Origin of the sequence: Streptomyces sp. NPDC005808, assembly GCF_042871385.1 — a bacterium.
Taxonomy (GTDB): domain Bacteria; phylum Actinomycetota; class Actinomycetes; order Streptomycetales; family Streptomycetaceae; genus Streptomyces.
The window spans coordinates 154,556-179,170 of the sequence record NZ_JBIAIK010000012.1 but is presented as its reverse complement, the minus strand read 5'-3'; the positions used below and the strand labels follow the sequence as shown (position 1 = coordinate 179,170).

Here is a 24,615-nt window from a genome sequence, read left to right as displayed (position 1 = left end):
GTTGTGCCGCGGTGCCGCTCAGGTCGGTGCCGGCCGCGGTGCGAGGGCGTGCGTGACGGTGTTGTGCCGCGGCGCGGCACAGGTCCGTGCCGGCCGCGGCGCGGCTCAGCTCCGTGCCCAGCGGCGGAGTGTCGGTGCGACTCGCTGGTGGCCCACGCGGTAAAGCCCCCTGGCACCGAAGCGGGTGACCCCGCGGACGACCGCCTTCAGGGAACGGTCGCGCGTGTCCGGCTGTTCGGGCAGCGGCCTGCCCTTCTCGTCGAAGCCGTTGCGCGCCAGCAGGCCGTTCAGGTAGATGCCGGCCCGCTGGGGTGTGTAGTAGGGCCGCAGCTGCGGCAGCGGTCCCGCGGCGCGCAGCGCGGCGATGCGGGCGCGTGCGCCGGCGTACGGGTCGCTCTTGCCGATGCCCTGCGCGGCCGCCCACTCCGGGTTCACGCGAGGCAGTGCGCCCTCGTCGAGCTCGTCCCAGGAGGCGAGGCAGCCTGACTCCACGAAGTAGTGGTTGCCGTGCGCCTCGCGGACACCGAAGTCGGTGAGTATCGCGGTGGGTATGTTCCGGTGCATCGACTCCAGCGCGGCGGTGGAGCTGACGGTCACCAACAGGTCGGTGCGGTCGAGGACTTCACCCATGTTGCCGTACACGAGCTCGAGGTTGGGCGGGGCCGGTTCGGACAGGTTCTCGATGAGTTCCTGGTACGGGTTCGCCTCGACGTGGGTCGTCTGCTCGCCCGGCAGACTGCGCAGCTTCATCAGGACCTGGCGCTCGGGATACCGGCGGGCGTGGGTGGCCGCGCGCTCCAGGAGGAGGAGCCGTTCCTTCCTGCTGGGCACCGACGGCTGCACGGCGAAGGTGAGTGTGAAGGGACGGTCGGTGGACGGCGCGTACGGTTCGCCGCCGAGGAAGGGCAGTGCGCACTCGACGACCGTTTCGGGGTCGATGCCCACGTTGCTGAAGACGTTCCGGAACCGCCCGCAGTCGTAGCCGCTGTTGGCCAGGACGAGATCGGCGCCCGCCCGGGTGAGCAGGCCGTCGACCATCTTCTCGTAGACGACTCCGACGTAGCCGGTGATGGTGACGGGGCGCTGGGGGCGCAACTGCCATGCCAGGCCGAGGCTGTGCACGAGTGCGAGAGCCGTACCGCCGATGACCGACAGAACCACGATGTCGGCGCTCGCGAACTCCTCGTCGTCGACCAGCTCGGCCGCGGTGACCTCGCGCTGGGTGTCCGGCACGATGCCGACCTCGGCGAGCTGTCGCTCCGTCGGGGTGGCCCGCGTGCGCAGGAAATACGCGTCGAGAGCGTGGTCCGGTGCGACCTGCCGTGCGACGGAGGCGCCCCACTTCCAGCGGGTATCCGAATCGGCGAGAACGGCGATACGTCTGGGTGCGTGGGACATGTCTTGAGGAGCGCCTTCCTGGCGTGGTTCCAGCACGGGACAGAGGCTAGAAAGGATGCCTGAGGGTGGAATGAGTGAAGCATTGCCAGAAGCTTGGTATGGCCAAGGACTTACTGGGAGAGGCTCCGAACTCGGCTGGCTGACCTGCTAGTTCACATGAGAGTCGGTAGAAAGCAGACATATCGCCGAGGCGCGATTGTCTGATAAAAATTTGCCTGTTGTTCATTTTCGGGCGAGCGTGGCCCCGCGGACGAGGGTCACCGTGGAACACCGCCTCCGCCCTTGAACGCACCGCAAACCCGCACGTCGCCCGCCCGTAGGCCCCACAAACCCCACACTCCGGAGCCGTACGATCCCACCTCGGTCGGCCCCCTGGCGCCGCCCCTCCCCGTTGAACCCTCCGACCTCCGGGGCCGTATAAGGCTCCGCCTTCTCGCCCCGCCCGGCCTCGGCCGACAAGGAGCCACCCTGTGTCCAGTCAGTACCCCTCTGAACCTGCGCACTTGGAGCCCGAGATCAGGCGGCTGGACGGGGTTGTGCGCGAGGTGTCCGTGCCCCCGCTGGCCGGCCCGATGACGCACGGCTCCCTCGCGGACATCCCGTTCGACAACGCGAGCGTGGCCCCGCAGGATGCCGTCCTCAGCCGCAAGGGCCCCGATGGCGAGTGGACGGACGTGACCGCGGCCGAGTTCGCGGCGCAGGTGGAAGCGGTGGCGAAGGGCCTGATCGCGGAAGGCCTGGTCCCCGGCGACCGCCTCGCCATCATGGCGCGGACGACGTACGAGTGGACGCTCCTCGACTTCGCCGCCTGGGCGGCGGGCCTGGTCACCGTCCCGGTGTACCCCACCTCCTCCCCCTATCAGGTCCGCTGGATCCTCCAGGACTCCGGCGCCGTCGCGCTCGCCACCGAGACCGTGGCGCAGGCCGCCGCCCTCGGCCCGGAATGTGACCGCATCCCCGATCTGCGGCATATGTGGGTGTTCGAGAAGGGGCACGTGGAGCGGCTCGCCGAGCTGGGCAGCGACATCCAGGACCAGGAAGTCGCCGTACGACGGGGGGTGCTGGGCCCCGACACGCTCGCCACCCTGATCTACACCTCGGGCACGACAGGCCGGCCCAAGGGCTGCGCCGTCACCCACGGCAACTTCTTCGCCGAGACCGACAACGCGATCGAGCTGCTCTACCCGATCTTCAAGGCCGGCACCCGGGACCCGGCGTCCACGCTCCTCTTCCTGCCTCTCGCGCATGTCTTCGGCCGGATGGTCGCCGTCGCCTGCCTGCGCGCCCGCGTGAAACTCGGCCATGCGCCGAGCCTCAAGACCGAGTACCTCCTCGACGACCTCGCCTCCTTCCGGCCGACCTTTCTGCTTGCCATCCCCTATGTCCTGGAAAAGGTCTTCAACACGGGCCGGGCCACGGCCGAGAAGATGGGCCGCGGTTCGTCCTTCGACCGGGCGGCGCGCATCGCGCAGCGGTACGGCGAGGCGCTGGAGGCCCGCCAGCACGGCACCGGCCCGGGCCCCGGCCGGAGTCTGCGCGCCGCCCGTGCCCTGTACGACCCGCTGGTCTACCGCCGCATCCGCAACGCCCTCGGCGGCAGAGTCCGTTACGCGATCTGCGGCGGGTCTCCGCTCGGCCGTCGGCTCGCCGCGTTCTACGCGGGTGCCGGCATCGAGATCTACGAGGGGTACGGCCTGACGGAGTCGACCGCCGCCGCCACGGTCACCCCTCCCAACAAACCCCGGCTGGGGACGGTGGGCCTGCCGCTCCCAGGCACGCGGGTGCGGATAGCCGCCGACGGCGAGATCCTGCTGAACGGCGCCCAGATCTTCCGGGGCTACTGGGATCTCCACGCGAACGGCGTGGTCGACGCGTCCCCGGACGGCTGGTTCGCGACCGGCGACATCGGCGGACTGGACGACGGCGGCTACCTGACCATCACCGGCCGCAAGAAGGAGATCCTGATCACGGCCGGCGGCAAGAACGTGGCCCCCGCCCCCATGCAGGACTGGCTCCGCGCCCACCCCCTCATCGCCCAGTGCATGGTCCTGGGAGACCGCCGCCCCTATGTAACGGCCCTCATCACCCTCGACCCCGACGGCCTCACCCACTGGCGCCAGATGAACCACAAGCACCCGGTTCCCGCCGAACTCCTCATGGACGACGAGGAGTTGCTGGCCGTGCTGCAGCGTGCCATCGACGAGGGCAACAAACTCGTCTCCCGTCCCGAGTCCATCCGCCGCTTCGCCGTCCTCCCCGGTGCGTTCACGGAGGAGGCGGGTCACCTGACCCCCACCATGAAGCTGAAGCGGGACGCGATCGCCCACGACTTCGCCCGGGAGATAGAGGGTCTGTACGCGGACTACGAGAAGTAGGATGATCCGGCAACAGTTGGAACCCTGGGCTCACGCGTCCCGTCCTGGCCTTTGTGGGTGTGGGACACGTAGTCCGAGGCACTCGTTCAGTGAGCGGCGGTCTGCTTCGCGGACCGGGGGGCGCTCCTGGCCCGGGGTGAACGGGGTGAAACAGACACAACTTCCCCTCGGTCGTCGACACCCCGCCGCACCGCGAGGTAATCCGCTGTTCACCTTCTGGTGAACCAACAGATGTGTACATGACTTCTATCGACCATTGACTCGACCGGCACGACACAGCGCCGATCATGCTCGGCTGCCGAGAAGGCCCCCGGGCATCGCCGCCGCGCGCGCTCACTTCGACAACTACCTAGGGGATCACTTGTCCGGCATACCGTCGCGCGACGGAATCGGCGGAGGACATTCGCCACGCCTCGACATCCAGGGGCTGCGGGCCCTCGCCGTCACGCTGGTCGTTCTCTCCCACGCAGGGGTGACCCAGCTCAGCGGTGGCTATGTCGGCGTCGACGTGTTCTTCGTGATATCAGGCTTCCTGATCACCTCGCTGCTGCTGCGCGAGCTGTCCGACACGGGCAAGGTCTCGATCCGGAAGTTCTACGCCCGCCGCGCGCTGCGCCTGCTGCCCGCGTCAACCCTGGTGGTTGTCACCACGCTTGTCGGGGCCTGGCTCTTCCTGTCGAAGATCCGCCTGGCCGAGTACGCGAGCGACGCGCTGAGCAGCGCCTTCTACGCGGTGAACTTCCGGCTCGCCATCTCCGGTACCGACTATCTGCAGCAGGGAAGCCCGCCCTCACCGTTCCAGCACTTCTGGTCGCTGGCCGTGGAGGAGCAGTTCTATCTGGTGTGGCCGCTGCTCCTCGTCCTCAGTTGGAAACTGGCGCGGCAGCGACGCGCGCTGCTGGCGGTGCCCCTGGTCGTGCTCTGCCTGGGCTCGTTCTGGCTGAGCCTGACCACGACGGAAAGCTCGGCGTCCTGGGCGTACTTCGGTTCACACACCCGCATATGGGAGCTCGGCATCGGTGCCCTGCTGGCGATGTGGGCCACGACACCGATGCCGGCGCGCATACCGACCTGGCTCTCGGCGCCGATGACCTGGATAGGCATGGCCGGCATCGTGCTGGCCGCCCTCCGCTTCAACGACAACACCCCGTTCCCCGGGTATCACGCGCTCCTGCCGGTTCTCGGCACCGCCTTCGTCCTCGCCGGCGGTTTCTCGCCCGCCCGGTTCGACGCACGGCTGGTGCTCGCGAGGAAGCCCGTGGTGTGGCTGGGCGGGATGTCGTACGGCTGGTACCTGTGGCACTGGCCGTTCCTGGTCATCGGCCCGACGGCGCTGGGCAGGCCCGAGAGCGTCGGGCTCGCCCTGGCGCTGGCCGCGGTCGCCCTGCTGCTTGCGGTGGCGACGCTCCGGCTGGTCGAGAATCCGGTGCGGTTCCACACGGCGTTCCGCGGTCGGCCCAACCGGGCCCTCGTGCTCGGTGTCGGCCTGTCGGCCATAGTCGTTCTGTCCTCGCAGGCCGTGGCGGCCCTCCCGAGGCAGATCAGCACCGGGGGGTCCGCACCCGCACTGGCGGGCGCCCTCACGGACGCCCCCGACCCGCAGGCCAGTCTGGCGACACTGCTGAAAAACTCCGGCACGGAACTGCCGGACAACCTCACGCCTCCGGTCACCGGTGTGAAGGACCTCAGGTCCGCGATCTACAAGGACGGATGCCACGCCAACTACGAGGCCACCGAGGCGAAGCCGTGCGTCTACGGCGACACGTCCTCCAACCGGACGGTCGTCCTCCTCGGCGACTCCCACGCCGCCCAGTGGTTCCCCGCACTGGACAAGCTCGCCCACGATCAGCAGTTCAAGCTGGTCTCGCTGACCAAGGCGTCCTGCAAGATGGCCGAAGTCACCATCGTCCGTGAGGGCAAGGGCTACTCGGCCTGTGACACCTGGCGGCACAACGCGATCGACGTGATCAAGGAGCTCCACCCCGCGCTCGTGGTCGTCTCCTCCTCGGAGTCCGCCGACCCGTTCAAGAAGGTGACCGACGTCCACAAGCAGTGGGTCGACGGAGACACCGCCACCCTTGAGGACCTCCAGAACACGGGTGCCCAGGTGGTCACCATCCTCGACACTCCTTGGCCGAAGTCCGACGCCGTCACCTGTGCGGCCGACCATCCGCTGGCTCTGGAAGAGTGCGCGAACCACCTGCCGGCCGCGATCGAGGACCCGAACGTGCGCGACGCGCTCAAGGTCGCCGCGAAGGCGACCGGCATTCCGGTCATCGATCCGCAGCCGTGGTTGTGCACCCCGAGCAACAACTGCCCGGTGGTCGTCGGGAACACCATCGTCTATCGCGACGACAGCCACATGGCCGAGACCTTCTCGGAATCCCTCGCACCCGTTCTGGGCGAGCGGCTGACCGAGCTCTTCGGCAAGGACCTGACCGGCCGGTAGGCGACGCCGGCAGAAACGTGCACAACCGGAACAGCCGAGGCGTGAAGCGCCTCGGCTGTTCCGGTTGTGCACAGCGCGAAAGTGCAAAGGCAGGAGCCCCGCGACAGGCTGGCGCGGGGCTCCTTGGGTACTGCTATCCGATCCTGTTCAAAGCACGGGGCTCATGGAGCCGCAGGCTTAGAGCGGGGTGACGTTCTCCGCCTGCGGGCCCTTCGGACCCTGCGTCACGTCGAAGGAGACCGACTGGTTCTCCTCGAGTGAACGGAAACCGTTGGCGTTGATCGCGGAGTAGTGGACGAAGACGTCCGGTCCTCCGCCTTCCTGGGCGATGAAACCAAAGCCCTTTTCGGCGTTGAACCACTTCACGGTTCCGGTAGCCATAAGCCCTCCTTGGGCCCAAAGGGTTGCCCTGCTCCAGAACCTGCAAGGTGTAAACATCTGCGTGTAAACAACTGCATTCATCTGAAAACGACGAGAGCCCGCGGTCACATGCTCCGCAGGCTCTGTACTGCAAGGGAAACCAAACTGCAACTTGCGGCGAGCTTAGCTACCCGGGCAGCTGAAAGCAATAGAGGGCAAGATCACGTCACCCGGAGGTTTGACCAGCGGCGGGTCGGGGTTGACGTCGCGGTGGACCAAGATCTGTCACAAGGGTTGACACGAGGGGTCCGGATGGTTTCCGAAGCCACTCAGGGAACCCGAAGCCTGCACCGTACCCCACTGGGGCTAGCCTCGCGATGTGGACAATTCTCGCAACCGGCCGCGCGTCGGCCACATCCAGTTCCTGAACTGCCTGCCCCTCTACTGGGGGCTCGCGAGAACGGGCACGCTCCTCGACTTCGAGCTCACCAAGGACACCCCTGAGAAGCTCAGCGAGAAGCTGGTGCGGGGTGACCTCGACATCGGGCCCATCACACTCGTCGAGTTCCTCAAGCACGCCGACGAGCTGGTCGCCTTCCCCGACATCGCGGTCGGCTGCGACGGCCCGGTGATGTCCTGCGTGATCGTCTCGCAGGTCCCCCTCGACCGGCTGGACGGCGCCCGCGTCGCCCTCGGCTCGACCTCTCGTACGTCGGTCCGCCTCGCCCAGCTGCTCCTCGCCGAGCAGGTCGGCGTCCAGCCGTCGTACTACAGCTGTCCGCCCGACCTCCCGCTGATGATGCAGGAGGCCGATGCCGCCGTACTCATCGGAGACGCGGCGCTGCGCGCCAATCTGAGCGAGGGCCCGAAGCTCGGCCTGGAGGTCCATGACCTCGGTGCCATGTGGAAGGAGTGGACGGGCCTGCCGTTCGTCTTCGCCGTCTGGGCGGCCCGTCGCGACTACCTGGAGCGCGAGCCCGCCGTCACCCGCAAGGTCCACGAGGCGTTCCTGGCGTCCAGGGACCTGTCCCTGGACGAGGTCGGCAAGGTCGCCGAGCAGGCGGCACGCTGGGAGGCCTTCGACGAGAAGGTCCTGGAGCAGTACTTCACGACGCTCGACTTCCGCTTCGGCGGCCCGCAGTTGGCCGCCGTGCAGGAGTTCGCCCGCCGGGTCGGGCCGACCACCGGATTCCCGTCGGACGTGAGCATCCGGCTGCTGGAGTCCTGAGGCTCCGGGGCGCACGGCACTACTCTGCTAGCAGCAGTGCGTACGGGGGAGGACGGTGCCATGCAGCCGCTCGGAGTCGACGAACCGACGGTCGTCGGGCCCTACCGGCTGCTCGGCCGGCTGGGGGCCGGCGGCATGGGCCGCGTGTATCTGGGCCGCAGCGCCGGCGGCCGTACGGTCGCGGTCAAGATCGTGCACCCGCACTTCGCGCTCGACGAGGAGTTCCGCGCCCGTTTCCGCCGCGAGGTCGAGGCCGCCCGGCGGGTGGGCGGCGCGTGGACGGCCCCGGTCCTGGACGCGGACCCGGAGGCGCCGGTGCCGTGGGTCGCGACGGGCTACGCGGCCGGCCCGTCGCTCGCCGCCGCCGTCGCCGACAGCGGCCCGCTTCCGCTCCATTCCGTACGGGTCCTGGGCGCCGGCCTCGCCGAAGCGCTCTCGGCGGTCCACGCGCTGGGCCTCGTCCACCGTGACGTCAAGCCGTCCAACGTACTGCTGACCCTCGACGGCCCCCTGCTCATCGACTTCGGCATCGCGCGCGCCACGGACGGCACGGCGTCCCTGACCTCGACCGGCGTCTCGGTCGGCTCCCCCGGCTACATGTCTCCCGAGCAGATCCTCGGCAAGACCGTCGCAGGGGAGGCGGACGTCTTCTCGCTGGGCGCGGTGCTGGTGTACGCGGCGACCGGGGAGCCGCCGTTCCCCGGCGACTCCTCCGCGTCCCTCCTCTACAAGGTGGTCCACGAGGAACCCCGACTCGGCTCCCTGGAAGGCGAGTTGCGCGACCTGGCGGCCCAGTGCCTGGCGAAGGACCCGGCCGAGCGGCCGGCGCCGGGCGACCTGGCCCGGCGTCTCGCTCCGGAGGGAACGGCACGGCTGGTGGCCGCGGGGTGGCTGCCGGGGCCGATGGTGGAACAGGTCAGCCGCAGCGCGGTGCGGCTGCTGAACCTGGAGACGGGGGAGACGGGGTGGCCGCCGGCCTCGGGGCCGGTGGAGTTCAGCAGCCCTTCGGTGGGCGTCGGCGACGGCAGCCGCTCGGTGGTGATCAGCGATCCTGCGGCAGAGGTCGGCGGCGGCAGTCCGTCGGCGGCCGGTGAGTTCGGGCCGCCGCCCGTCATGACGCCGGCCGGCCCTCCGTACGTACCGGAGCGACAGGGGACCCACGTACCGGATCAACGCGAGCCGCGTGATGCGGCGCCGCCGCCCGCCGACCGTCCCGGCAAGGTCTCCGTCAGTGTGGCCGCTGTCTCGGCGACCGGTGAGAACGGCCGTGGCCGCAGGCTGAGTTGCACGGTCGCTCTGGCGGTCGCGGGAGCGCTGGCGGCGGTGACGGTGGGCTCGGCGTTTCTCTTCGATCTGCTGCCGGGCGCGGACAAGCCGACGCAGTCGGACGACACGGCGGCGGGCACCCGCCCCTCCACGACGGCGAGTGCGTCCGCCCCTGTGGACCAGTCGGTCCCCGCCTCCTACCTCGGCACCTGGGAGGGCGACGGCCTGGCGCTCAGCGGCGCCCTGCCCATGGGCACCTTCCGCGTCACCGTCCACGAGGCCGCGGTGGGCGAGGAGTTGGGCACCTTCCGCCAGACCGACCAGATCGGCGGCATCTGCGACGACGTACTCATCCTGAAACAGGTGACGTCCAAGCAGCTCGTCGTCACGAGCGTCGCCAAGGAGTCCAACCGCGACGTGTGCACCACCGGCGAACACGAGGTACGGCTGACTCCCGTCGGGGACGACCTCGAGTACGAGACGGACAACCCGGAGGCGGGGGATCCGGTGGCTCGGATGTCCAAGGTCGGGTAGAGCCTCGGTGTCGGTGGGCGGACCGGTCCTTCGGTCCTGTCGGTCTGTCCGCCCGTCGGCCTGTCCGCTATCCGCCCCTGGGCCCGTCGGCCCGTCGGCACATCCGCCCATCCGCCCGTCCGCCCGTCCGCCCAACTCCCCGCGTCACATCGGGACGGTGACCGTGACCGGCTCCCCGTTCCCCAGATGCAGGAGCCCCTTGCCCGGGGTCACCGGGCCGCCGACCATGCTGCGCGTCGTACGGATGCCGATCAGTTCGCCGGCGGAGGAGTCCTGCGGGGAGAGCAGGATGCCGCGGCGGCCCTTCTTCGCCTCGACCTGCCAGCCGGAGAAGCCGCCGCACACCTCCTCCTCGTCACCGCCGATGACGAGGGCCAGGCCGCGCTCGCCGCCGCGCTGGACGAGCCGCTTGAACTCGCGCTCGGCGTCGCAGTCCTCCAGGACCTCACCGTCGTCGACGATGAACACGATCGGCTCCTCGGGCGAGGCCGACTCGATCGCCTCGTTGAAGTCGTCGCTCTCGATGTCGTCCTCGGTGAAGACCTTCAACACGCCGTCCTGGCCCGCGAGTTCACGCAGCGGCGAGGGACGCGGGGCGGCGATGACCAGGCGTACACCCTGGAGGAGGTACGAGCGTGCCAGGTTCAACAGGGTCGTACTGCGGCCTGACTTCGCCGGACCCGCCACCACGAACGTCGGCACGCCCTGCGAGAGGTCGGGGCCGAAGGCCATGATGTCGTCGCCGCCGATACCGGCCAGGCCCCACAGCTTGGAGGCGGACGTCTGCGGGTCGCGCATCTCCCACGCTTCCGCGAAGGCGATACGGCTCGGCAGCACGTCGACCCGGAACGGGCGCCGCGCGCGGGGCAGTTCAGCGTCACGCGCGGCCGCCGTCTCGCCGATCGCCGCCAGTGCGGCGGCCTGTCCCTGACCCGTCAGGTCCTCGGACAGCAGCGCGAACTGCGTCTCGGTCGCCGTCTCGTTCTTGAAGCCACGCCCCGGAGGAATCTCCTCGGGCACCTTGCGGGCGTTGATGCCGAGCATCGTGAAGTCGGAGCGGTCGGCGAGCCGCAGACCGTACTTCTCCTCGGTCAGCGACGCCATCCGGCCCAGCAGGACCTGGCGGTCACCGGTGACGACCAGGTGGATGCCGACGCTCGCGCCCTCGCGCATCATCGTCTGCAACTCGTCCGTCAGCTCGCCGTGGTTGTACTCACCGAGCGTCGGAAGCCAGCCCTCCCACCGGTCGAGCAGCACGACGAGATACGGAAGGCGCTCGTCCTCGGCGGAGGCGGCCCGCTGCTCGCCGATGTCGGCGTATCCCTTGTCCGCCAGCAGGTCCTGACGTTGCGTCAACTCGCTCTTCAGGCGCGTGATCAGGCGTACCGCACGCTCCGTCTGGTTACGGGCGACCACGGCTCCGCAGTGCGGCAGCCGGGTCAGCGCGTTCAACGCGCCGTTGCCGCAGTCGATCCCGTACAGATGCACGTCGGCCGAGGAGTGCGTCCGGGCGATCGAACCCGCGATGGTCCGCAGGATCTGCGAGCGGCCGCTGCGGGGCGCACCGCCGACCAGCAGATGGCCGAACGAGGCGAAGTCGATGACGACCGGACGCCTCGCCTGGTCGGCGGGCAGGTCCTCGACACCGTAGGGGGCCGGGGGCAGTTTGCCCGGACCCAGCAGGGTGCTCGGCACCTCGACCTCGTCGAGCAGCAGCGTCTCGGAGAGCGCGGGCAGCCACGGGCTGTGCTGGGCGGGGATGCCGAGCGCCTGATTGGCCTCCCGCACCGCGTCGACCAGGACCTTGAGGTCCGTGATCTCCTCCTCCTCGCGCGCCTCGGCCTTCGGCTTCACCAGCGCGGCCCGGCCCAGGTCCGCCCAGCCGAGCGGTCCCGCCCACGGGGCGAGCAGCTGTGGATCGGCGGCACCGGGACGGCGACCACCGACCCGGCCCGACTGGAACGGCACGAGCGAGGCGTGCCCGAGGCGCACATACGCGCGCCCCGGTGTGCTCTTGGAGATGTGCCCGGCCTCGGGGGAGTCGATGACATCGCTGGACTCGCCGCCGTCCGTCACGCGCAGCGCGATACGGAGGTTGGTGTTGGCGCGGATCTCGGGGGAGATCACACCGCTCGGCCGCTGGGTGGCCAGCAGCAGGTGGATGCCCAGCGAGCGGCCCCGCTGGGCGATGTTGACCAGACCGGCCACGAAGTCGGGCAGATCACGCACCATCGAGGCGAACTCGTCGATGACGATGAGGAGTCGGGGCACGCGTGCGAGCGAGGGGTCGCGGCGCACGAGGTCCTGGTAGTCCTCGATGTCCTTGGCGTCCGCGGCGGCGAGGATGTGCTCGCGGCGCTTCAGCTCCGCGCCCAGGGACTCCAGCGCCCGCTCCACCAGGTGTGCGTCGAGGTCGGTGACCATGCCCACGGTGTGTGGCAGCTTCACACAGTCCTTGAACGCCGCGCCGCCCTTGTAGTCGACGAGGACGAACGTCATGTTCTCCGGCGTGTTGGCCACGGCCAGGGCGGCCACGATGGTCTGCAGCAACTCCGACTTGCCGGAGCCGGTCGTACCGGCGATCAGACCGTGCGGCCCGTCCCGCCGGATGTCGATGCCGAAGGGACCGTCGTACGACTCACCGACGACGGCCATCGTCGACTGCCCGCCCATCCGCCAGCGGGCGGCGATCGCGTCCCGAGTCGGCGGTTCCAGCTGGAGCACGTCGAGCAGTCGGCTGGAGCCGGGCAGCGCCGAGTCCTCGGTCTCGCCGCTGATGTCGCGCAACGGGGACAGCGACCGTGACAGGCGCGCGCACCAGGCGGGGGAGACGAAGTCCGGCCGTACGTTCCTCACCCGGGCCGTGCCCGTCTGCTCGACGCGCAGCCGCAGTTCGAGCACCTTCTGCGTGCCGGACCGGGAGTCGTCGGCTTCGGCGGCATGCCAGGCGTGGAAGGAAGGGAAGCCGCCCGCCTGTGCCACGGGGGCCGCGGCTGCGGCAGCCGAGGTGTGGGCGGCGGCATGCTCCTGCGGCTTCGGCTCGGCGATCACGATGGCCTGGCACTCGCCGGGCAGGAACCGCTCCTCGGCGTCCAGGCAGATCGCGTACATGGACACCGCGGGACCCTCGCGCAGCAGTCGCACGACACCGGGCATCGACCGCAGCCTGCGCGAACCGTCCCAGACGACCACGATGTCGGGGTCACTGAACGTCGCCTGGCGGCCGCTCTCCTTGGCCGCCTTCTGGCGCGCGTCGAGCAGTTGGGTCAGCTCGCCGATGCGGGCGCCGACGGTCTCGGCGTCGGTGCCGATCAGCACGTTGGTGTCCTGGGCGCCGGAGGGCCTGGAGTGCGGCAGCCAGCGGACCCAGTCCCAGCTGTCCTGGGCGCCGTTCTCGGTGAGCACGTAGAACTGGACGTCCATGGGACTGTGCAGCGCCGCGCACTGTGCCACGGCCCAACGCCCCAGCGCCTGCGGCGAATCGCCCGGCCCCGCGATGCCGATCACGCCCCGTTCGGCCAGCGGGAGCGCCACCGGGGCGTCCTCGATCTGCCAGGTGACCTCGCGCCTGTGGTCGTCCTGCTCGGGGTCGTCGAGCACGACCTCGGAGCCCAACTGCCCGGTCCCCACCCGCAGCAGCAGATGATCGGCGTCCGTGCGCCGTCGCTCCCACAGCCGGGTACGAGGTCCGGTGCCCAGACCGAGCACGGTGGCCGGATCGGGCACGGCATGCCGACGGTCGAGCCGTTCGGCGAGGAGCGCGTCCTGCGCGTCCTTCTCGATCCGCGCCTTGTGCTCCTTGTACTCCTTGACCTGCTTCGCATGGGACTTGCGCCCGTGCTTCTTGTCCATGAAGTAGTTGCCGAACAGGATCAGCGGACTGAGCAGAGCCATGATCAGGTAGTACCAGCGCCCGAAGATCATCACGGCTACGAAGGCACCCACGAGCGGGGTCAGGGCCATCAGCCAGGGCAGCGGCCGTGCCTCGAAGTCGCGGGGCGGCGCGGGCAGTTTGAACCTGGTCTGGCGCTCCGGCGGGCGGAGCCGGGGCGGACGGTTGTAGTCGAGCCCGGCGCCGTCCTCGGACCACTTGAGAGCGGCGTTCGGAGGCGAGTACCGGTCGAGCTCCAGGAGGGTGTTGCCGACGGCGACCTGGCTGCCCAGCGGCCACTCGTCGCCGTCGATCTTCTCCCCGTCGAGCGTGACGCCCTCCTTGTCCCCGTGTACGGCGACCTGGCAGGTTCCGTCGGTTGCAACTGACAACGAGAGGGCCCGTTGCGGAAGTTCGGGATCGTCGATCCGCAGGGCGGAGACGGAACCGCTGCCGATGTCGTAGCGCCCGATGCCGAGCCGGTGGACGGCGCCGGCGCCGGGACCACCGGCCACCCGCAGCTCGACGAGCCCGGTGGGCTCCCCGGGCAGACAGCCGGCCGGATCGTGCAGGCTGACGATGGCGCCCTCGCGCAGCGGCGAGGTCCCGATCGTGGCGGACGGATCGACGGGATACCCGTCGACGTAGGTGACGGGTGCTCCGCCGCCGGAGGCATGATGCTGACCGATGGGGATGATCTGCGCACCGCCGCCGTACCCCACATGGGTGGCCAGCTCCTTGGCGATGTCCCCCACGGTGGACTCGGGATCCGCGTCGAGCACCACGTCGGCGTCGGCACCGCCGAGCGGATCGACAACGGTCAGAGTCAGGCGCACGATCGTCCTCCCCAGGAACCCCCGACACCGCTTCGGAACGCGGGCCACAGTGCCCCCGACGATAGCCTCTTGCCCCTTCCCGCAGGCAACGGCCTGTGTGCTGGTTCCCTGGAGGCTGTTGAGAGATCTGGGGTGTGCTCCTGCAAGCGGCCTGAGTAGGCTGCAGACTCGGCGGACGATCGCATCATCCGCAACGGGAGCCACGGGGGTTGGCCCTGCGGCAAGTTTGAGCTACGGAGGACGCCACATGGCCGGCGGCAAAGACGCAGATATCACTTATGACGAGATGCACAAGGCGGCGACCAAGCTGACCGACGCCAAGGACAAGATCGACGAGAAGCTCGACGCCCTGGAGCGCTACATCCAGGGTCTCGTCAAGGACGGCTACACCACCCGCAAGGGTTCGCAGGCCTTCGAGGACTCCTTCACCGAGTTCAAGAAGGGCGCCAAGGACACGATCGACGGCCTCACGGGCATGTCCAAGTTCCTGACCAGCGCCGCCAAGGCCTACCAGGACCTGGACGACGAGCTGGCGAAGGGCGTCAAGGGCTGAGTCCGCCCTCGGCATACAGACACTGACACAGACATTCCGGTGCGATGGGGTGCTTCTTGGCCCCATCGCACCGGGCTGTGGCGGGTGGATTGGGGGATCGGGGGATCGGTGAACTTAGTGGGCTTGGTGGCTTCGGCGGGTTCGGCGGATTCACGGTGAGTGAAGAAGTGGTACCGCCGCCGCATTCCCCTTCCGGGTGATCTGCTCCTCGCCCGCACGGCCAGCTATCCTCTACCGACCTCGTGAGAATGGGAGAGCCCATGTCTGCTGGATCAGGGCCCGGGGCGGCCCGGGTGCAGAGTCCTGGGCGCTCGCTCGCGGGGAACGTCGCCTTCGGTGCGGGGCTGCTGCTCGTTCTGGCGACCATGACGCTCGGGGCCTATGCGGGCGTTGCCCTGGCCCTCGGCCTGGCGGGCGACTCGTTCCTGTCGTCGGCGGTCCCCGGCGACGGACGCAATGCGGTGGTCGTCGGAGGCATCGGCGCGGGCGGTCTGACGGGGCTGTTGTTGCCGCTGACCCTGTTCGCGGCGGTCCGGGGGACCGAGGCGAGGCCCAGGCTCGGGCCCGGCGAGGCCCTGCTCAAGATGCTCGGCGTACTCGTCCTCGCCGTCTACCTCCTGATCGTCTCCCTGCTTGCCGCCCAGCTCGGCTGGATCCTTCCCATAGGGCTTGTCACTCTGCTGAGCGTCTTCCTCGTCGGCTTCAGCTGGGTGCCGCTTGCGCTCATCCCGTGGGAGCGGTTCGGGTTGGGGGGTATCGGAGGGCTGCTCGGCACCTCTCGTGGCCCGGGCGGTTCAGGTAAGTCGGACTGACGTTTTCAGGTTCGGACAAGTCCGTCTGAAGTTGCCACGGTTCAGACAAGCCGGACTGAAGTCGCCAACTCGTCCGCGATCTTCCCCAGTTCCTCACCGAGACCCAGCGCGCCCCAGAGGAGCCGGCACTCCAAGGCGGTGGGATGCGCCCGGGGGAGGACGTAGTGGGCCACGCCTTCCAGTACGGAGCCGTGGCCGGCATCGGGAGCCGTGGGCTCCACGCGATGGACACGCAGCGCGGCGCCCAGTGGAAGCTCGACTTCCGTGATGCCAGGGGGCCGGAAGGACGGTCCCTCGGCACGCTCGGCTTCGGCGCGCAGCACGTCCAGGCGCAGCGCCTGAGGCGGTACGGTCAGCTCCCGTACGGCGTAGAACGCGACGACGCCGCTGTCCTGCGGCGTGAGAAGAGCCGCGCAGAGCGCCTTCTGCCGTGCGGCGGCCACCCAGTACCAGAGCACATCCTCGGCGAACGCCTCGCGCCATTCGGCGGGGGCGTCCACCGTGAGGTGACCGTCGGCCACGGTCCGAGCCCACGTCTCCGGCTGCTTGGCGGTGAGGTCGAGAACGAGCCAGTTGTGCGGTGCGGGCAGCGTGACCCGGCACTGGTGCCAGTCCGAGACCGCGGGATCTGCGGTGATGTGCATGAGCGGCTACCTTCCGGCCAGCGAGGCATCGGGACCGGTCACATCGATGTCGTTGCTGCCGAAGAGCCCGATGAAGCTCTTGGTGTCCGAGGCCGCCCCGGTACCGGTCGCCCCGAGAGCCCATGAGTTGTACTGGAGGGCCTGCTTGAAGGCGTCAGGCGTCCCGATGAGGTTCAGATCCGCCGGCTTGATGTTCTTGATACGCGCCAGTTCGTCGACCATCCCGGGCCCCACGTACATGCTGCTGAGGCCGCGCAGACCCCCGGCGCTCCATGCCCCACGGACCGCGGAGAGATTGTCGCCGGCCTTGAAGAGGTCCCCCCAATTGCTTCGGATCGTGCCGAGGTCCTCGGCGAAGGAACGAGGCAGGCCCTTGAAGGCGGCGCCCAGGGTGACGTTGGGGAGCGCAGTCGTGGTCGCTCCGGCCCGCGCACCCACCATTTCCACGACAAGTGCGCGTCGCGCCGCCGAGCCGAGAGCGGGATTCCAAGCGCGTACGTACTGGGCCGCCGCGGTCCAGACGCGGCTGCGGCCGACTGTGGCGGCGAGCTTGGATCCGGCTGAGAAGACGCGGCCGACACCGAAGGTGGCGAGCCCCAGAACATCCAGGGCCACGTCCCCCCAGGATCCGTCGCCGTTGATGGCGAGAAGCAGGTGGCAGACGAGCGAGATGGCTGTCGCGATCAGCGCGATGGTGCCCAGCACACCGGCGATCGCCTGCCCGATGATCGGGATCCAGCCGACCAGAAGTGCCACCAGACCGCACACCGCTGCCACGGCTCCCGCGATGTCGGCGACGATCGTCAGGGTGTCGCGCAGTTCGTCCAGCCACGAGTCGTTGAGGTCATCGCTCTCGGTGATCTCATGGATGCGCTTGGCGGCCGCGTCACCTGCCTTGTTGTGACGACTCTTGAGTGTGCTGAGCTGCCCGCGCAGATCGTCCAGGTCGCCCTGAAGGTCTGTCACCTTGGTGTCGAGCTTCTTCTGGCCGGCTTTGTCGGTCTTTTCGGGCGGGTTGTCGGCCTGGGACTTCGCGGTGGAGAGATCACCGCTCTTCGTCTCCGCCTGCCCCAGCAGCCGGTCCGCCTCGTCCTGAACCGTTTCGAGCTCGGTGTAGTACTCCTTGAGCGCGGAGCCGGCCTCTTCGTAGCGGCCGTGCGCCTTGCTCACGGTCTTCGCGGTGTCCTCGGCCTTCTCGGCGAACTCCCGGCCCGCTTTGGAGTCCCAGCTCTTCTGGTCTCCCAGACGGCGCAGCGCCGCAGCGGTGTCCGAGATGGTCTTCGCCGTGGCGGTGAAGCGCTTGGCTAGCGCCGTGAGGTCGTACACGTCACCCGGCACCGGGTCTTCGCTCTCGCCCAGTACTGCCCAGCGATGGTCGGCCGGGCGGGTCACTTCTTCTTGTCCTTGCCGACGAGGGCGTTGTAGAGCTCCGTGTCGATCTCGGTGTACGCCTCGCCCGCTGTCTTGGCCACCTCGCCCAGGCCCTTGATCTCCTCGATCATCTTCTCGCGGTTGTCGTTCCATCCGTCGGAGAAGTCCTGAAGCCGTTCCTGCAGCAGCTTGTGTCCGACCGTCCGCCGGTCGAAGGTGTCCATGAGCTTGTCCAGGCCTTCGAATTCCGTTGCCACGGTCCGAAGGCCCGTTCCAGCCGCACGCAGATCGTCGGTGGATACCCTGAGTCGCTCGCTCATCCCTGTTGCCCCCGTGATCCCTGTTGACCCCGTGATTCCTCAGTCCGATTCCGCCAGCGCAGGGTGCCTGCGACCGCGTCGAAGAGTTCCGCCATCGCGTCCGCGATCGGTTCCAGGGGAGTGCTGAAGGTCAGCATCAGCACCTCGTCCCGATCGGGTACCGGCACGAAGTACTCCACGATCGTGTCCTCGAACTCCGAACCCAGCCGCCTCGCTTCCCGACTCCGTTCGCTCCGCCGCCGACGCGCTGCCCGTCCGGCAGCAGGCAGACGCACCGGAGCCACCTCACCCTTGCCGGCGAGCGCGGCGACGGCGTCAAGGCTGTCGAACCGCTGGTGTAGGCGGGAAATCAGCAGAGAAGCGGACAGCGGGATTCCGGCTGCTTCGAGAAACGACAGATAGAGCACTACGCCACCCCCGTCGGCCCCCTTCTCGGCGGCGCCCAGAAGCTGCTCCTCGGCCTTGCGGCGGAGCACCGGCTGATCGTCCACACCTGCGAACTGCCGTTTGATCAGCGCGTTTACGGACGCCTCTCGGTGCTCCTGAGGCTGAAGGGGAATGCGATACCAGTCCTCGGGGGTGATCAGGCCGAAGACGTTCCCGGCTTCGGCCGTCCGGTCGGACGGTGTGATCTGCTGCATGCTCGTGGCTCTCGGTCGCGACGGGGCCCTGAGGGGGTGACGGCTTGCCCTGGCGTGGGGCAAGCGCTGCGTCACGGGCACGGACGCTACCTGCGATGCGTCTGGTTCCGCTATGGCGAGTCTTGCTGCAGCGGTTTCAGCCGTCTCAGCGGGGCTCAGCGGTGGCCGTACGTCCGTCGTCGTCGGCGGGATTACGGTGGGCAGTCCGGATCTCGACGGCAACCTCAACCCGCTCCTGGGCTGACCACACGACCACTACCCGGCGCGAAAGGAAACGAGTATGACCACACCTGACGAGGCCGCCCCCCTGGCCGAGCACTTCGAGTGCCGCTTCGATTTCCAGCCCGGATGGATCGACCTGACGCTCCACGAGGTCACGAAGGCCGAGGCCAAGGCGCTGGCCACGCAGGTCGTGCACAGCCTCAACCCGGCCGCGCTGGAGATTGAGAACAGCGCGGTCTTCGACGACATGGTCGAGCGTGCCCTGGACCTTAACGACGACCTCCCCACACTCGCGGCGGCGTACTACACCGAGAGCGGCGAGGCTCTGGCCAACCTCATGGTCGACTCGTACAGCGACGAAGGGGTGGAGCGCCCCACTCGTGAAGAGGTCGAGCCACTGCTCCTGGAGTGGGCGAACGCCGAGGCTACCGGTGAGCCGCAGGTCACGTACCTGGAACTGCCCACTGGGCCGGCCGTGCGCGTGCAGTCGGTACTGAAGGTGAAGCGCATGTTCGGCCTCGGCCGCAAGCTCACCGAATTCATTCGGTACGCGGTCTTCCCGCCCGGCATGAAGAGCCTCGTCGTCGTCACGATCACCTGGGAGGCGATCGCCCGCACGGAGGAGATCACCGCCCTCGCCGACGAGGCCGTCCAGACCCTGCGCGTCACCCCGCTCGCCGCGGGGAGCACCGAAACGCTGACCGGCGGGGACGCCGAGTGAAGAAGGCAGCCGAGTTCACCTCGCCGCCGAAGGACGAGAATGTCATCGTCCCGGAGGGCTGGTTCCAGCTCCGGCTCGACCCGGACGACCGCGACCGCGGCATTGTCGGCCTGGCCGAGCGGACGTTCCGCGGGGCGGAGTTGTTCGACACGGTGGCAGGGACGTTGCATTGGGCGTGACGGAGCGGAAGAGCGGGCGGTCGAGGCTGCGGGACGGGTTCGGGATCACCGCCTTCGTCCTCGTCCTGGTGGCGGCGGGGGCGGTAATCGTACTGGTGCTCGGGACCTGGCGGACGTTCGTGCGCGAGACGGCGCCGGTGATCCTGGACTGGCCCGGTGGCTCCTGGGCGGTGGGCGGCCTTCTCGGCGCGGTATCGGTTCTGGGCGCGCTCGGTGGCCAGTGGCTCGTGTCCGGAGCTCCCGACGCGAACCGCCTCCTGCGCACGGCACGCACCATCGGCACGGCAGTCTGCTGGACAGTCGCACTCGGGTCGGCGATGTTCGTGCTGACCGCACTGCCGGGCAGGAACTGCCCCTCGTACAGATCCAGTTGTCAGTACATTCCGGGCACGGGGACCGCGCTTCTCGCCTACGTGCTGACAGCCGCCCTCCTGGGCTGGCTCCTCTTCCGCCGGGGCAGCGCGATCACCGAGGCGCGCCGCGCGAGAGAGCAGGAGCGCTTGCGCAAGCTCCGCAAGAAGGGCAAGGGGAAGAGCCGGGCGGGGCGGGGGCGATGAGCAGGGGGTGAGGTCGTACGAGCGCCCTGCCCTCGATCTTGTGCTTGCCGGTCCGCATCCGTATACACAGGGCCGTCGGTCACTTCGTTCCGCGTTCGCCGTGTCCGGGGTCGGGATCGCGGCGGCGCCCCGTGGCAGCGGCCGTCCACCCCGCTCGTGGGATCCACGCCCTGGACGGTGGATCGCGTGATGCCAGTCAGTGAGGCAGCCGCGGTGCTCGACGTTCCACAAAGCAACGATGCCTTGTTCTGCGGCCCTTGGTCCCCGACCCGCCCCTCATGCCATCATCCCTTGGCACACCGATCTTCTAGCCCCGAGGACTCCCTGCCATGCTGACCACGCGACGGAGGACGGCCTCGGCCTGCCTCATTGTTGCCGCCACCCTGTCCTTGACTGGTTGCAGTGGTGACTCGTCCGACACCGGGAACGACAAGATCGCGGGAGCGGATTCGGGCGAGTCCAGTTCCGCGACGCCGTCTGCCTCCGCGTCGGCCGAGGCTGGTGCGCCGACTTTCGATCTTCCTTCGGATATCAAGGTGACCTTCGAGAGGGAGCCGACCGGGGACGCGACGAAGGACGCGATTCTGCGGGACGCGGCGTATGCGGCTCAGGCCCGCATTGAGGCCTTCGCGAAGGGGGAGGGGCAGACCGTGAACATGAATCGGTACTTCGCGGCCTATGCCCGCACTTATTGGGTCGAGAACGCCGAGACATTCAAGAAGGACGGACTCACCGTCACAGGCGACTACCGGTACTTCGATTTCAAGGTCACGGACGTCGCGGACGGCACGGCGGCGGCTCGTTACTGCGAGGACCAGAGCAAGGCATACAACAAGGAGATCAAGACGAACAAGGTGCAGCGGACACAGCCGAGCGACAAGGACTTCGTCCTGTACACGTTGCAGGCCGTGCGGGACTCCGCCGGTGACTGGCAGGTGACGCAGCACAGCTGGAAGAAGGGGGACGCGGCATGCGTGCAGGGATAAGGGCAGGCGCTGCTTATGCGGTTCTCCGGACGACCACGGCCGCGGGTCTAGTCGTGGCGCTGCTCGGCACAGGCTTCGAGGCGTACGCGGGCGAGACTACGGCGAACGACCAGGGCGCGGCTCAGCCCGACCAGTCAACCCCCGATACCGGCGCCACCTCCGGCAACGGCACCATCGGCGCCAACATCCGCATCAAGCAGAGCAAATCCGGTTCGGGCGAATCCACCACGACCGCCACGTCCTCGAACGCGAACTGGAAACCGCCGGTCTGCTGGTACGAGCCCATGTACACGCCGGAGGAGTACGAGGATTTCATGAAGTCCGCGTACGGCGGGGCGCTGGAGCCCGCGGCGAGTTACGCCAAGAAGCGGGAAGAGGAGAAGTATCACGAGGGCGATGAGGGCCTTTGGTGGCAGGTGAAGTTCCGTGACGACAACTTCACCGAGGCGTGTCCTGTCACCACGGACAACTGGGAGATCTGGGTTCCCCCGGCCGATCCGCAACCGGACCCCAACAAGCTGACACCGGAAATCCTCTCCGAACTGGCCTACAACTCCACAAAGTTGCCCGCGCCGCCTGTCGAGTTGAGCCCGAGCGCGGACCGGCTGATCGTCAATTTCGGTACGCGAGTGGCATTCAAGGGCGACTTCGACCGCGTGTGGACGACCGCGAGCATCAACTACAAGGGCGTACAGATGGCAGCGACCACCATCGCGACCCCGGTCGCGCTCAAGGTCGAGGCAGGCACCGACGACGCGGACCCCCAGAGTTGCACGTACGACCTTGTCAAGGGCGAGGACGGCTATTCGGTCGACAGCGGGAATGCCGACTGCAACGTCACATACCGTCGCTCTTCCGGCTCCGACACCTACCCTTTCGAGGCGTCGATCACCTGGCGGGTAACGTGGACCGACTCCGCCGACCCGGACGGTCCCGCGCGGCAGCCGGGTCTGCCGGACGGCCTGTCGACGTACGAGCAGGATGTGACGGTCAAGGAGATCCAGTCGGTGAACCGCTAGTAGAAGACTGCTGGGACTCAGCGGGCGGGAGCGGGCTCGGACGACGGCCGCCACTCCCGTCTGATCAGCCCGTAGACCCACGAGTCAGAGACCTCGCCGTTGACGACGCAGTCTTCTCGCAACGTCCCTTCGCGCACGAAGCCGAGCTTCTCCAGCACGCGGGCAGATGCCACGTTGCGCGTATCGGCCTCAGCCTGGACGCGGTTGAGGTCCAGCGTGTCGAATGCCCACTGCAGCAAAGCGCGCGCGGCCTCGGTCGCATAGCCGTGCCCCCACGCTGCTTCGTCGAAGCAGTAGCCCAGCGACGCGCTGCGGAAGTCCGGACTCCATCTGTTCAGGGTGCCCCAGCCGATGAACGCCCCGTCGGAGACACGATCCACGGCCAGCCGCGCCCCGGTGCCTTCCTTTTCCATCTCTCGGCAACGGGTGATGAACTTCTCGGCGCGCGCGCGTTCGGTCCACGGTGGTTCGTCCCAGTAGCGCAGCACGTAGGCGTTGCTCTGCAGCGCGAAAAGGTCGTTCGCGTCCGCGTCTTCGAAGGCGCGCAGTCGAAGGCGAGAGGTCTGCAACGAGGGGGTAGGCAGCGACATGCTCACGTTCCATCCCGTGATCGGTGGGCCGGGCCGATCAATCAGACATCCGATGCGGGTCACTCGCAACGGGTTTCCTCGGGGGGCTGCGCGCCGCCCGCCGCGGGCCGGCAGAACGATGTGAATGGGCAGGTGGTGGGTTTGCCCGGGCGGTTACGGTCACGCCCTGGTGAACAGCCCCTGCTCGGGCATCAATGATTCCGCGCCCGGTCAGGCGCTTCAGTTTGATGCGTCTGGCTTGGGTCCTGCGGTTCGTGACTGTGAGTCACTGCTTAGCCCTCGAAGAGGGCTTCCTCAGTCGAACGTCTGCCGTCTGCGCATCTTGAGGGGGGTCGAGACCTGGAGTTCCACTGGGAGGCCTCGGTGTCGGGGCCTCCCAGTGTGACCGCCGGACTGGTCAGGGGGTGAGAGCCCGGACGGCGTCAGAGGCATGGTCGATGACGTTGCCGTTCGTGCAGTTGTTGGTGTGGTCGCCCACCCAGTCGCCCAGGACCGGCACGACAGCGACCTCCTGAAGGCATACGGCCGCCGCGGTGAAGTTCCAGTTGTTGGCCGCGTTGACGCCACTGCCGAAGTTGCTGTCGTTGTCGGCGAAGGCGGGCGTGGAAGTCGTGAGGACTGCGGTGGCCAGCAGGCCGCTGACGATGATCTTTCGCATGCTCTGATGAACGCCGCTCGGCCAACCTGGTCACGGCGACGGTGACCGGTTTGTCGGGGAAGGCCTGAACTAGGCATCGGATCTCCCCTGTTAGGCCGAGCAGGTCTACGCCGTCTCGTCCTTCAGGGGCCGGGGGAGGCGGTACCCGCTGACGGTGCCCCAGAGGACGGCCACCAAGACGGTCCCCCATCCCAAGACCAGTGAGGACACCTCATAGGTCGCCAAAGGACGTTCGGGACGGCTGGGCGCCGAGTGTCTCGTCCGGCTGGGTCGTGGGCTGGATCACGGGCTGGATCATGGGAGCAGCTCAGCCGCCGGCTCGACGAAGGAGACGGTCTGGAGGATGGACGACAGCAGGCGGTAGATCTCGGTCCAGTGGTCCATGGAGGCCGTGTGGAGAGTGAAGACCGCAGTGAACGGGCCTGTGGGAAAAGGGACATGGACCTGGATCTGCCCGGCGAGGAGCTTCGTCTCCTCGCCGGTCGCCGTCATTTCCGGGGTGAGTGGGTACTCGCGCACGGTGATGCAGGACACTGCCGGACCGCACGGCAGGTCGAGCCAGATGGCGTCGTTGAACGGATCGCTGGAGAGAGTCGCGAGGATGCCCTGGGCCACGATGTCGGTGTCGTCGGCCGCCTGGTCCGTGGAGACAATGGCCACGGTGAGGGCACATTGGGCGACGCCGTCGGCAGGCTCGTGCCTGATCACCTCCCCTTCGGGGGCATCGACTTCATCCGCTGTCGAGAACAAGCCCATGGCGGCGTAAGAGACACCGGTATCTCCCATGAGCTCGGCTATTGCCGCGTAGTACGGGGCAGCCGGCTCCCAAATGCTGTCGTCGCCTCGTGAGTACAGCTCGCGTACGAAGGAGAGGGCACGCTCGGTGCGTTCTTCGGGGGTGGCCGCGAGGGGGAGGGCGAAGAAGCCCTCCGGGGCGAGGAACCAGAGGGGCGGGAGGTTCCCGTTGGCGGGGCTGACTTGCAAGGTTTTCGCGGGGTCGGGGGCGGGGCTCATGTGAAAGGGCG

At 68.4% G+C, this 24,615-nt stretch carries 22 protein-coding genes; 12 read left to right on the top strand and 10 right to left on the bottom strand.

The window, feature by feature from the left end:
• Positions 1–105: 105 nt before the first annotated feature.
• A complete protein-coding gene (locus ACFYPC_RS25750) occupies positions 106–1,398 on the bottom strand; it encodes a DUF6716 putative glycosyltransferase (protein WP_388680481.1) in 1,293 nt (430 codons plus the stop codon).
• Positions 1,399–1,868: 470 nt separating this feature from the next.
• Between ACFYPC_RS25750 and ACFYPC_RS25745 the strand changes: the two genes are divergently transcribed.
• Positions 1,869–3,773: an AMP-dependent synthetase/ligase gene (locus ACFYPC_RS25745; RefSeq protein WP_388680478.1), complete on the top strand. Its 1,905-nt coding sequence runs from the start codon at positions 1,869–1,871 to the stop codon at positions 3,771–3,773.
• Positions 3,774–4,134: 361 nt separating this feature from the next.
• Entirely contained in the window at positions 4,135–6,222 is a 2,088-nt protein-coding gene (locus ACFYPC_RS25740) for an acyltransferase family protein (RefSeq protein ID WP_388680475.1), read from the top strand.
• 177 nt (positions 6,223–6,399) lie between these two features.
• Here the strand turns inward: ACFYPC_RS25740 and ACFYPC_RS25735 are convergent, their stop codons facing one another.
• Positions 6,400–6,603 (bottom strand): cold-shock protein, encoded by a 204-nt coding sequence (locus ACFYPC_RS25735; protein WP_037627265.1) that lies wholly within the window; start codon positions 6,601–6,603, stop codon positions 6,400–6,402.
• Positions 6,604–6,961: 358 nt separating this feature from the next.
• Between ACFYPC_RS25735 and ACFYPC_RS25730 the strand changes: the two genes are divergently transcribed.
• Both ACFYPC_RS25730 and ACFYPC_RS25725 read left to right on the top strand, forming a co-directional pair.
• On the top strand, positions 6,962–7,810 hold the full coding sequence (locus ACFYPC_RS25730) for a menaquinone biosynthetic enzyme MqnA/MqnD family protein (protein WP_388680472.1): 849 nt from the start codon (positions 6,962–6,964) through the stop codon (positions 7,808–7,810).
• 60 nt (positions 7,811–7,870) lie between these two features.
• Positions 7,871–9,610 carry a serine/threonine-protein kinase gene (locus tag ACFYPC_RS25725; RefSeq protein WP_388680469.1) on the top strand — a complete coding sequence of 580 codons (1,740 nt, stop codon included), beginning with the start codon at positions 7,871–7,873 and terminating at the stop codon, positions 9,608–9,610.
• Positions 9,611–9,754: 144 nt separating this feature from the next.
• Here the strand turns inward: ACFYPC_RS25725 and ACFYPC_RS25720 are convergent, their stop codons facing one another.
• Positions 9,755–14,317 carry an FtsK/SpoIIIE domain-containing protein gene (locus tag ACFYPC_RS25720; protein WP_388680466.1) on the bottom strand — a complete coding sequence of 1,521 codons (4,563 nt, stop codon included), beginning with the start codon at positions 14,315–14,317 and terminating at the stop codon, positions 9,755–9,757.
• Positions 14,318–14,564: 247 nt separating this feature from the next.
• Here ACFYPC_RS25720 and ACFYPC_RS25715 point away from each other — a divergent pair, with 247 nt between their 5' ends.
• Positions 14,565–14,870, top strand: a complete 306-nt coding sequence (locus tag ACFYPC_RS25715; protein ID WP_210881912.1) for a WXG100 family type VII secretion target — start codon at positions 14,565–14,567, stop codon at positions 14,868–14,870.
• Positions 14,871–15,130: 260 nt separating this feature from the next.
• The gene (locus tag ACFYPC_RS25710) at positions 15,131–15,682 is read left to right on the top strand and encodes a hypothetical protein (RefSeq protein WP_388680464.1); all 552 of its coding nucleotides are present in this window, start codon (positions 15,131–15,133) and stop codon (positions 15,680–15,682) included.
• 41 nt (positions 15,683–15,723) lie between these two features.
• Here ACFYPC_RS25710 and ACFYPC_RS25705 read toward each other — a convergent pair whose 3' ends face one another.
• From ACFYPC_RS25705 to ACFYPC_RS25690, 4 genes are read right to left on the bottom strand one after another with little or no spacing between them, the layout of a single operon-like run.
• Positions 15,724–16,326 carry a hypothetical protein gene (locus ACFYPC_RS25705; RefSeq protein ID WP_388680461.1) on the bottom strand — a complete coding sequence of 201 codons (603 nt, stop codon included), beginning with the start codon at positions 16,324–16,326 and terminating at the stop codon, positions 15,724–15,726.
• A 6-nt stretch (positions 16,327–16,332) separates the two neighbouring features.
• Positions 16,333–17,718, bottom strand: a complete 1,386-nt coding sequence (locus tag ACFYPC_RS25700; protein WP_388680459.1) for a hypothetical protein — start codon at positions 17,716–17,718, stop codon at positions 16,333–16,335.
• Positions 17,715–17,954, bottom strand: a complete 240-nt coding sequence (locus ACFYPC_RS25695; RefSeq protein ID WP_388680456.1) for a hypothetical protein — start codon at positions 17,952–17,954, stop codon at positions 17,715–17,717. Before ACFYPC_RS25695 ends, ACFYPC_RS25700 begins: the two co-directional genes overlap by 4 nt.
• A 59-nt stretch (positions 17,955–18,013) precedes the next feature.
• Complete coding sequence (locus tag ACFYPC_RS25690) at positions 18,014–18,658, bottom strand: hypothetical protein (protein ID WP_388680453.1); 645 nt, start codon at positions 18,656–18,658, stop codon at positions 18,014–18,016.
• A 112-nt stretch (positions 18,659–18,770) separates the two neighbouring features.
• Here ACFYPC_RS25690 and ACFYPC_RS25685 point away from each other — a divergent pair, with 112 nt between their 5' ends.
• The 6 genes from ACFYPC_RS25685 to ACFYPC_RS25660 all read left to right on the top strand — a co-directional run bounded on the left by ACFYPC_RS25685 (position 18,771) and on the right by ACFYPC_RS25660 (position 22,342).
• On the top strand, positions 18,771–18,902 hold the full coding sequence (locus ACFYPC_RS25685; RefSeq protein ID WP_388680451.1) for a hypothetical protein: 132 nt from the start codon (positions 18,771–18,773) through the stop codon (positions 18,900–18,902).
• Between the two features lie 36 nt (positions 18,903–18,938).
• Entirely contained in the window at positions 18,939–19,601 is a 663-nt protein-coding gene (locus tag ACFYPC_RS25680) for a hypothetical protein (protein ID WP_388680449.1), read from the top strand.
• Entirely contained in the window at positions 19,598–19,780 is a 183-nt protein-coding gene (locus tag ACFYPC_RS25675; protein ID WP_388680447.1) for a hypothetical protein, read from the top strand. Before ACFYPC_RS25680 ends, ACFYPC_RS25675 begins: the two co-directional genes overlap by 4 nt.
• On the top strand, positions 19,777–20,337 hold the full coding sequence (locus tag ACFYPC_RS25670; RefSeq protein WP_388680444.1) for a hypothetical protein: 561 nt from the start codon (positions 19,777–19,779) through the stop codon (positions 20,335–20,337). The genes ACFYPC_RS25675 and ACFYPC_RS25670 overlap by 4 nt, the downstream gene beginning before the upstream one ends.
• Before the next feature lie 536 nt (positions 20,338–20,873).
• The gene (locus ACFYPC_RS25665) at positions 20,874–21,323 is read left to right on the top strand and encodes a hypothetical protein (RefSeq protein WP_388680442.1); all 450 of its coding nucleotides are present in this window, start codon (positions 20,874–20,876) and stop codon (positions 21,321–21,323) included.
• The gene (locus tag ACFYPC_RS25660) at positions 21,308–22,342 is read left to right on the top strand and encodes a hypothetical protein (RefSeq protein ID WP_388680439.1); all 1,035 of its coding nucleotides are present in this window, start codon (positions 21,308–21,310) and stop codon (positions 22,340–22,342) included. The genes ACFYPC_RS25665 and ACFYPC_RS25660 overlap by 16 nt, the downstream gene beginning before the upstream one ends.
• 17 nt (positions 22,343–22,359) lie before the next feature.
• Here the strand turns inward: ACFYPC_RS25660 and ACFYPC_RS25655 are convergent, their stop codons facing one another.
• From ACFYPC_RS25655 to ACFYPC_RS25645, 3 genes are all read right to left on the bottom strand, one after another.
• Complete coding sequence (locus ACFYPC_RS25655) at positions 22,360–22,932, bottom strand: GNAT family N-acetyltransferase (protein WP_388680436.1); 573 nt, start codon at positions 22,930–22,932, stop codon at positions 22,360–22,362.
• A gap of 397 nt (positions 22,933–23,329) precedes the next feature.
• Positions 23,330–23,590 carry a hypothetical protein gene (locus tag ACFYPC_RS25650; RefSeq protein ID WP_388680433.1) on the bottom strand — a complete coding sequence of 87 codons (261 nt, stop codon included), beginning with the start codon at positions 23,588–23,590 and terminating at the stop codon, positions 23,330–23,332.
• A 294-nt stretch (positions 23,591–23,884) separates the two neighbouring features.
• On the bottom strand, positions 23,885–24,604 hold the full coding sequence (locus tag ACFYPC_RS25645; protein ID WP_388680431.1) for a hypothetical protein: 720 nt from the start codon (positions 24,602–24,604) through the stop codon (positions 23,885–23,887).
• Positions 24,605–24,615 lie beyond the last annotated feature (11 nt).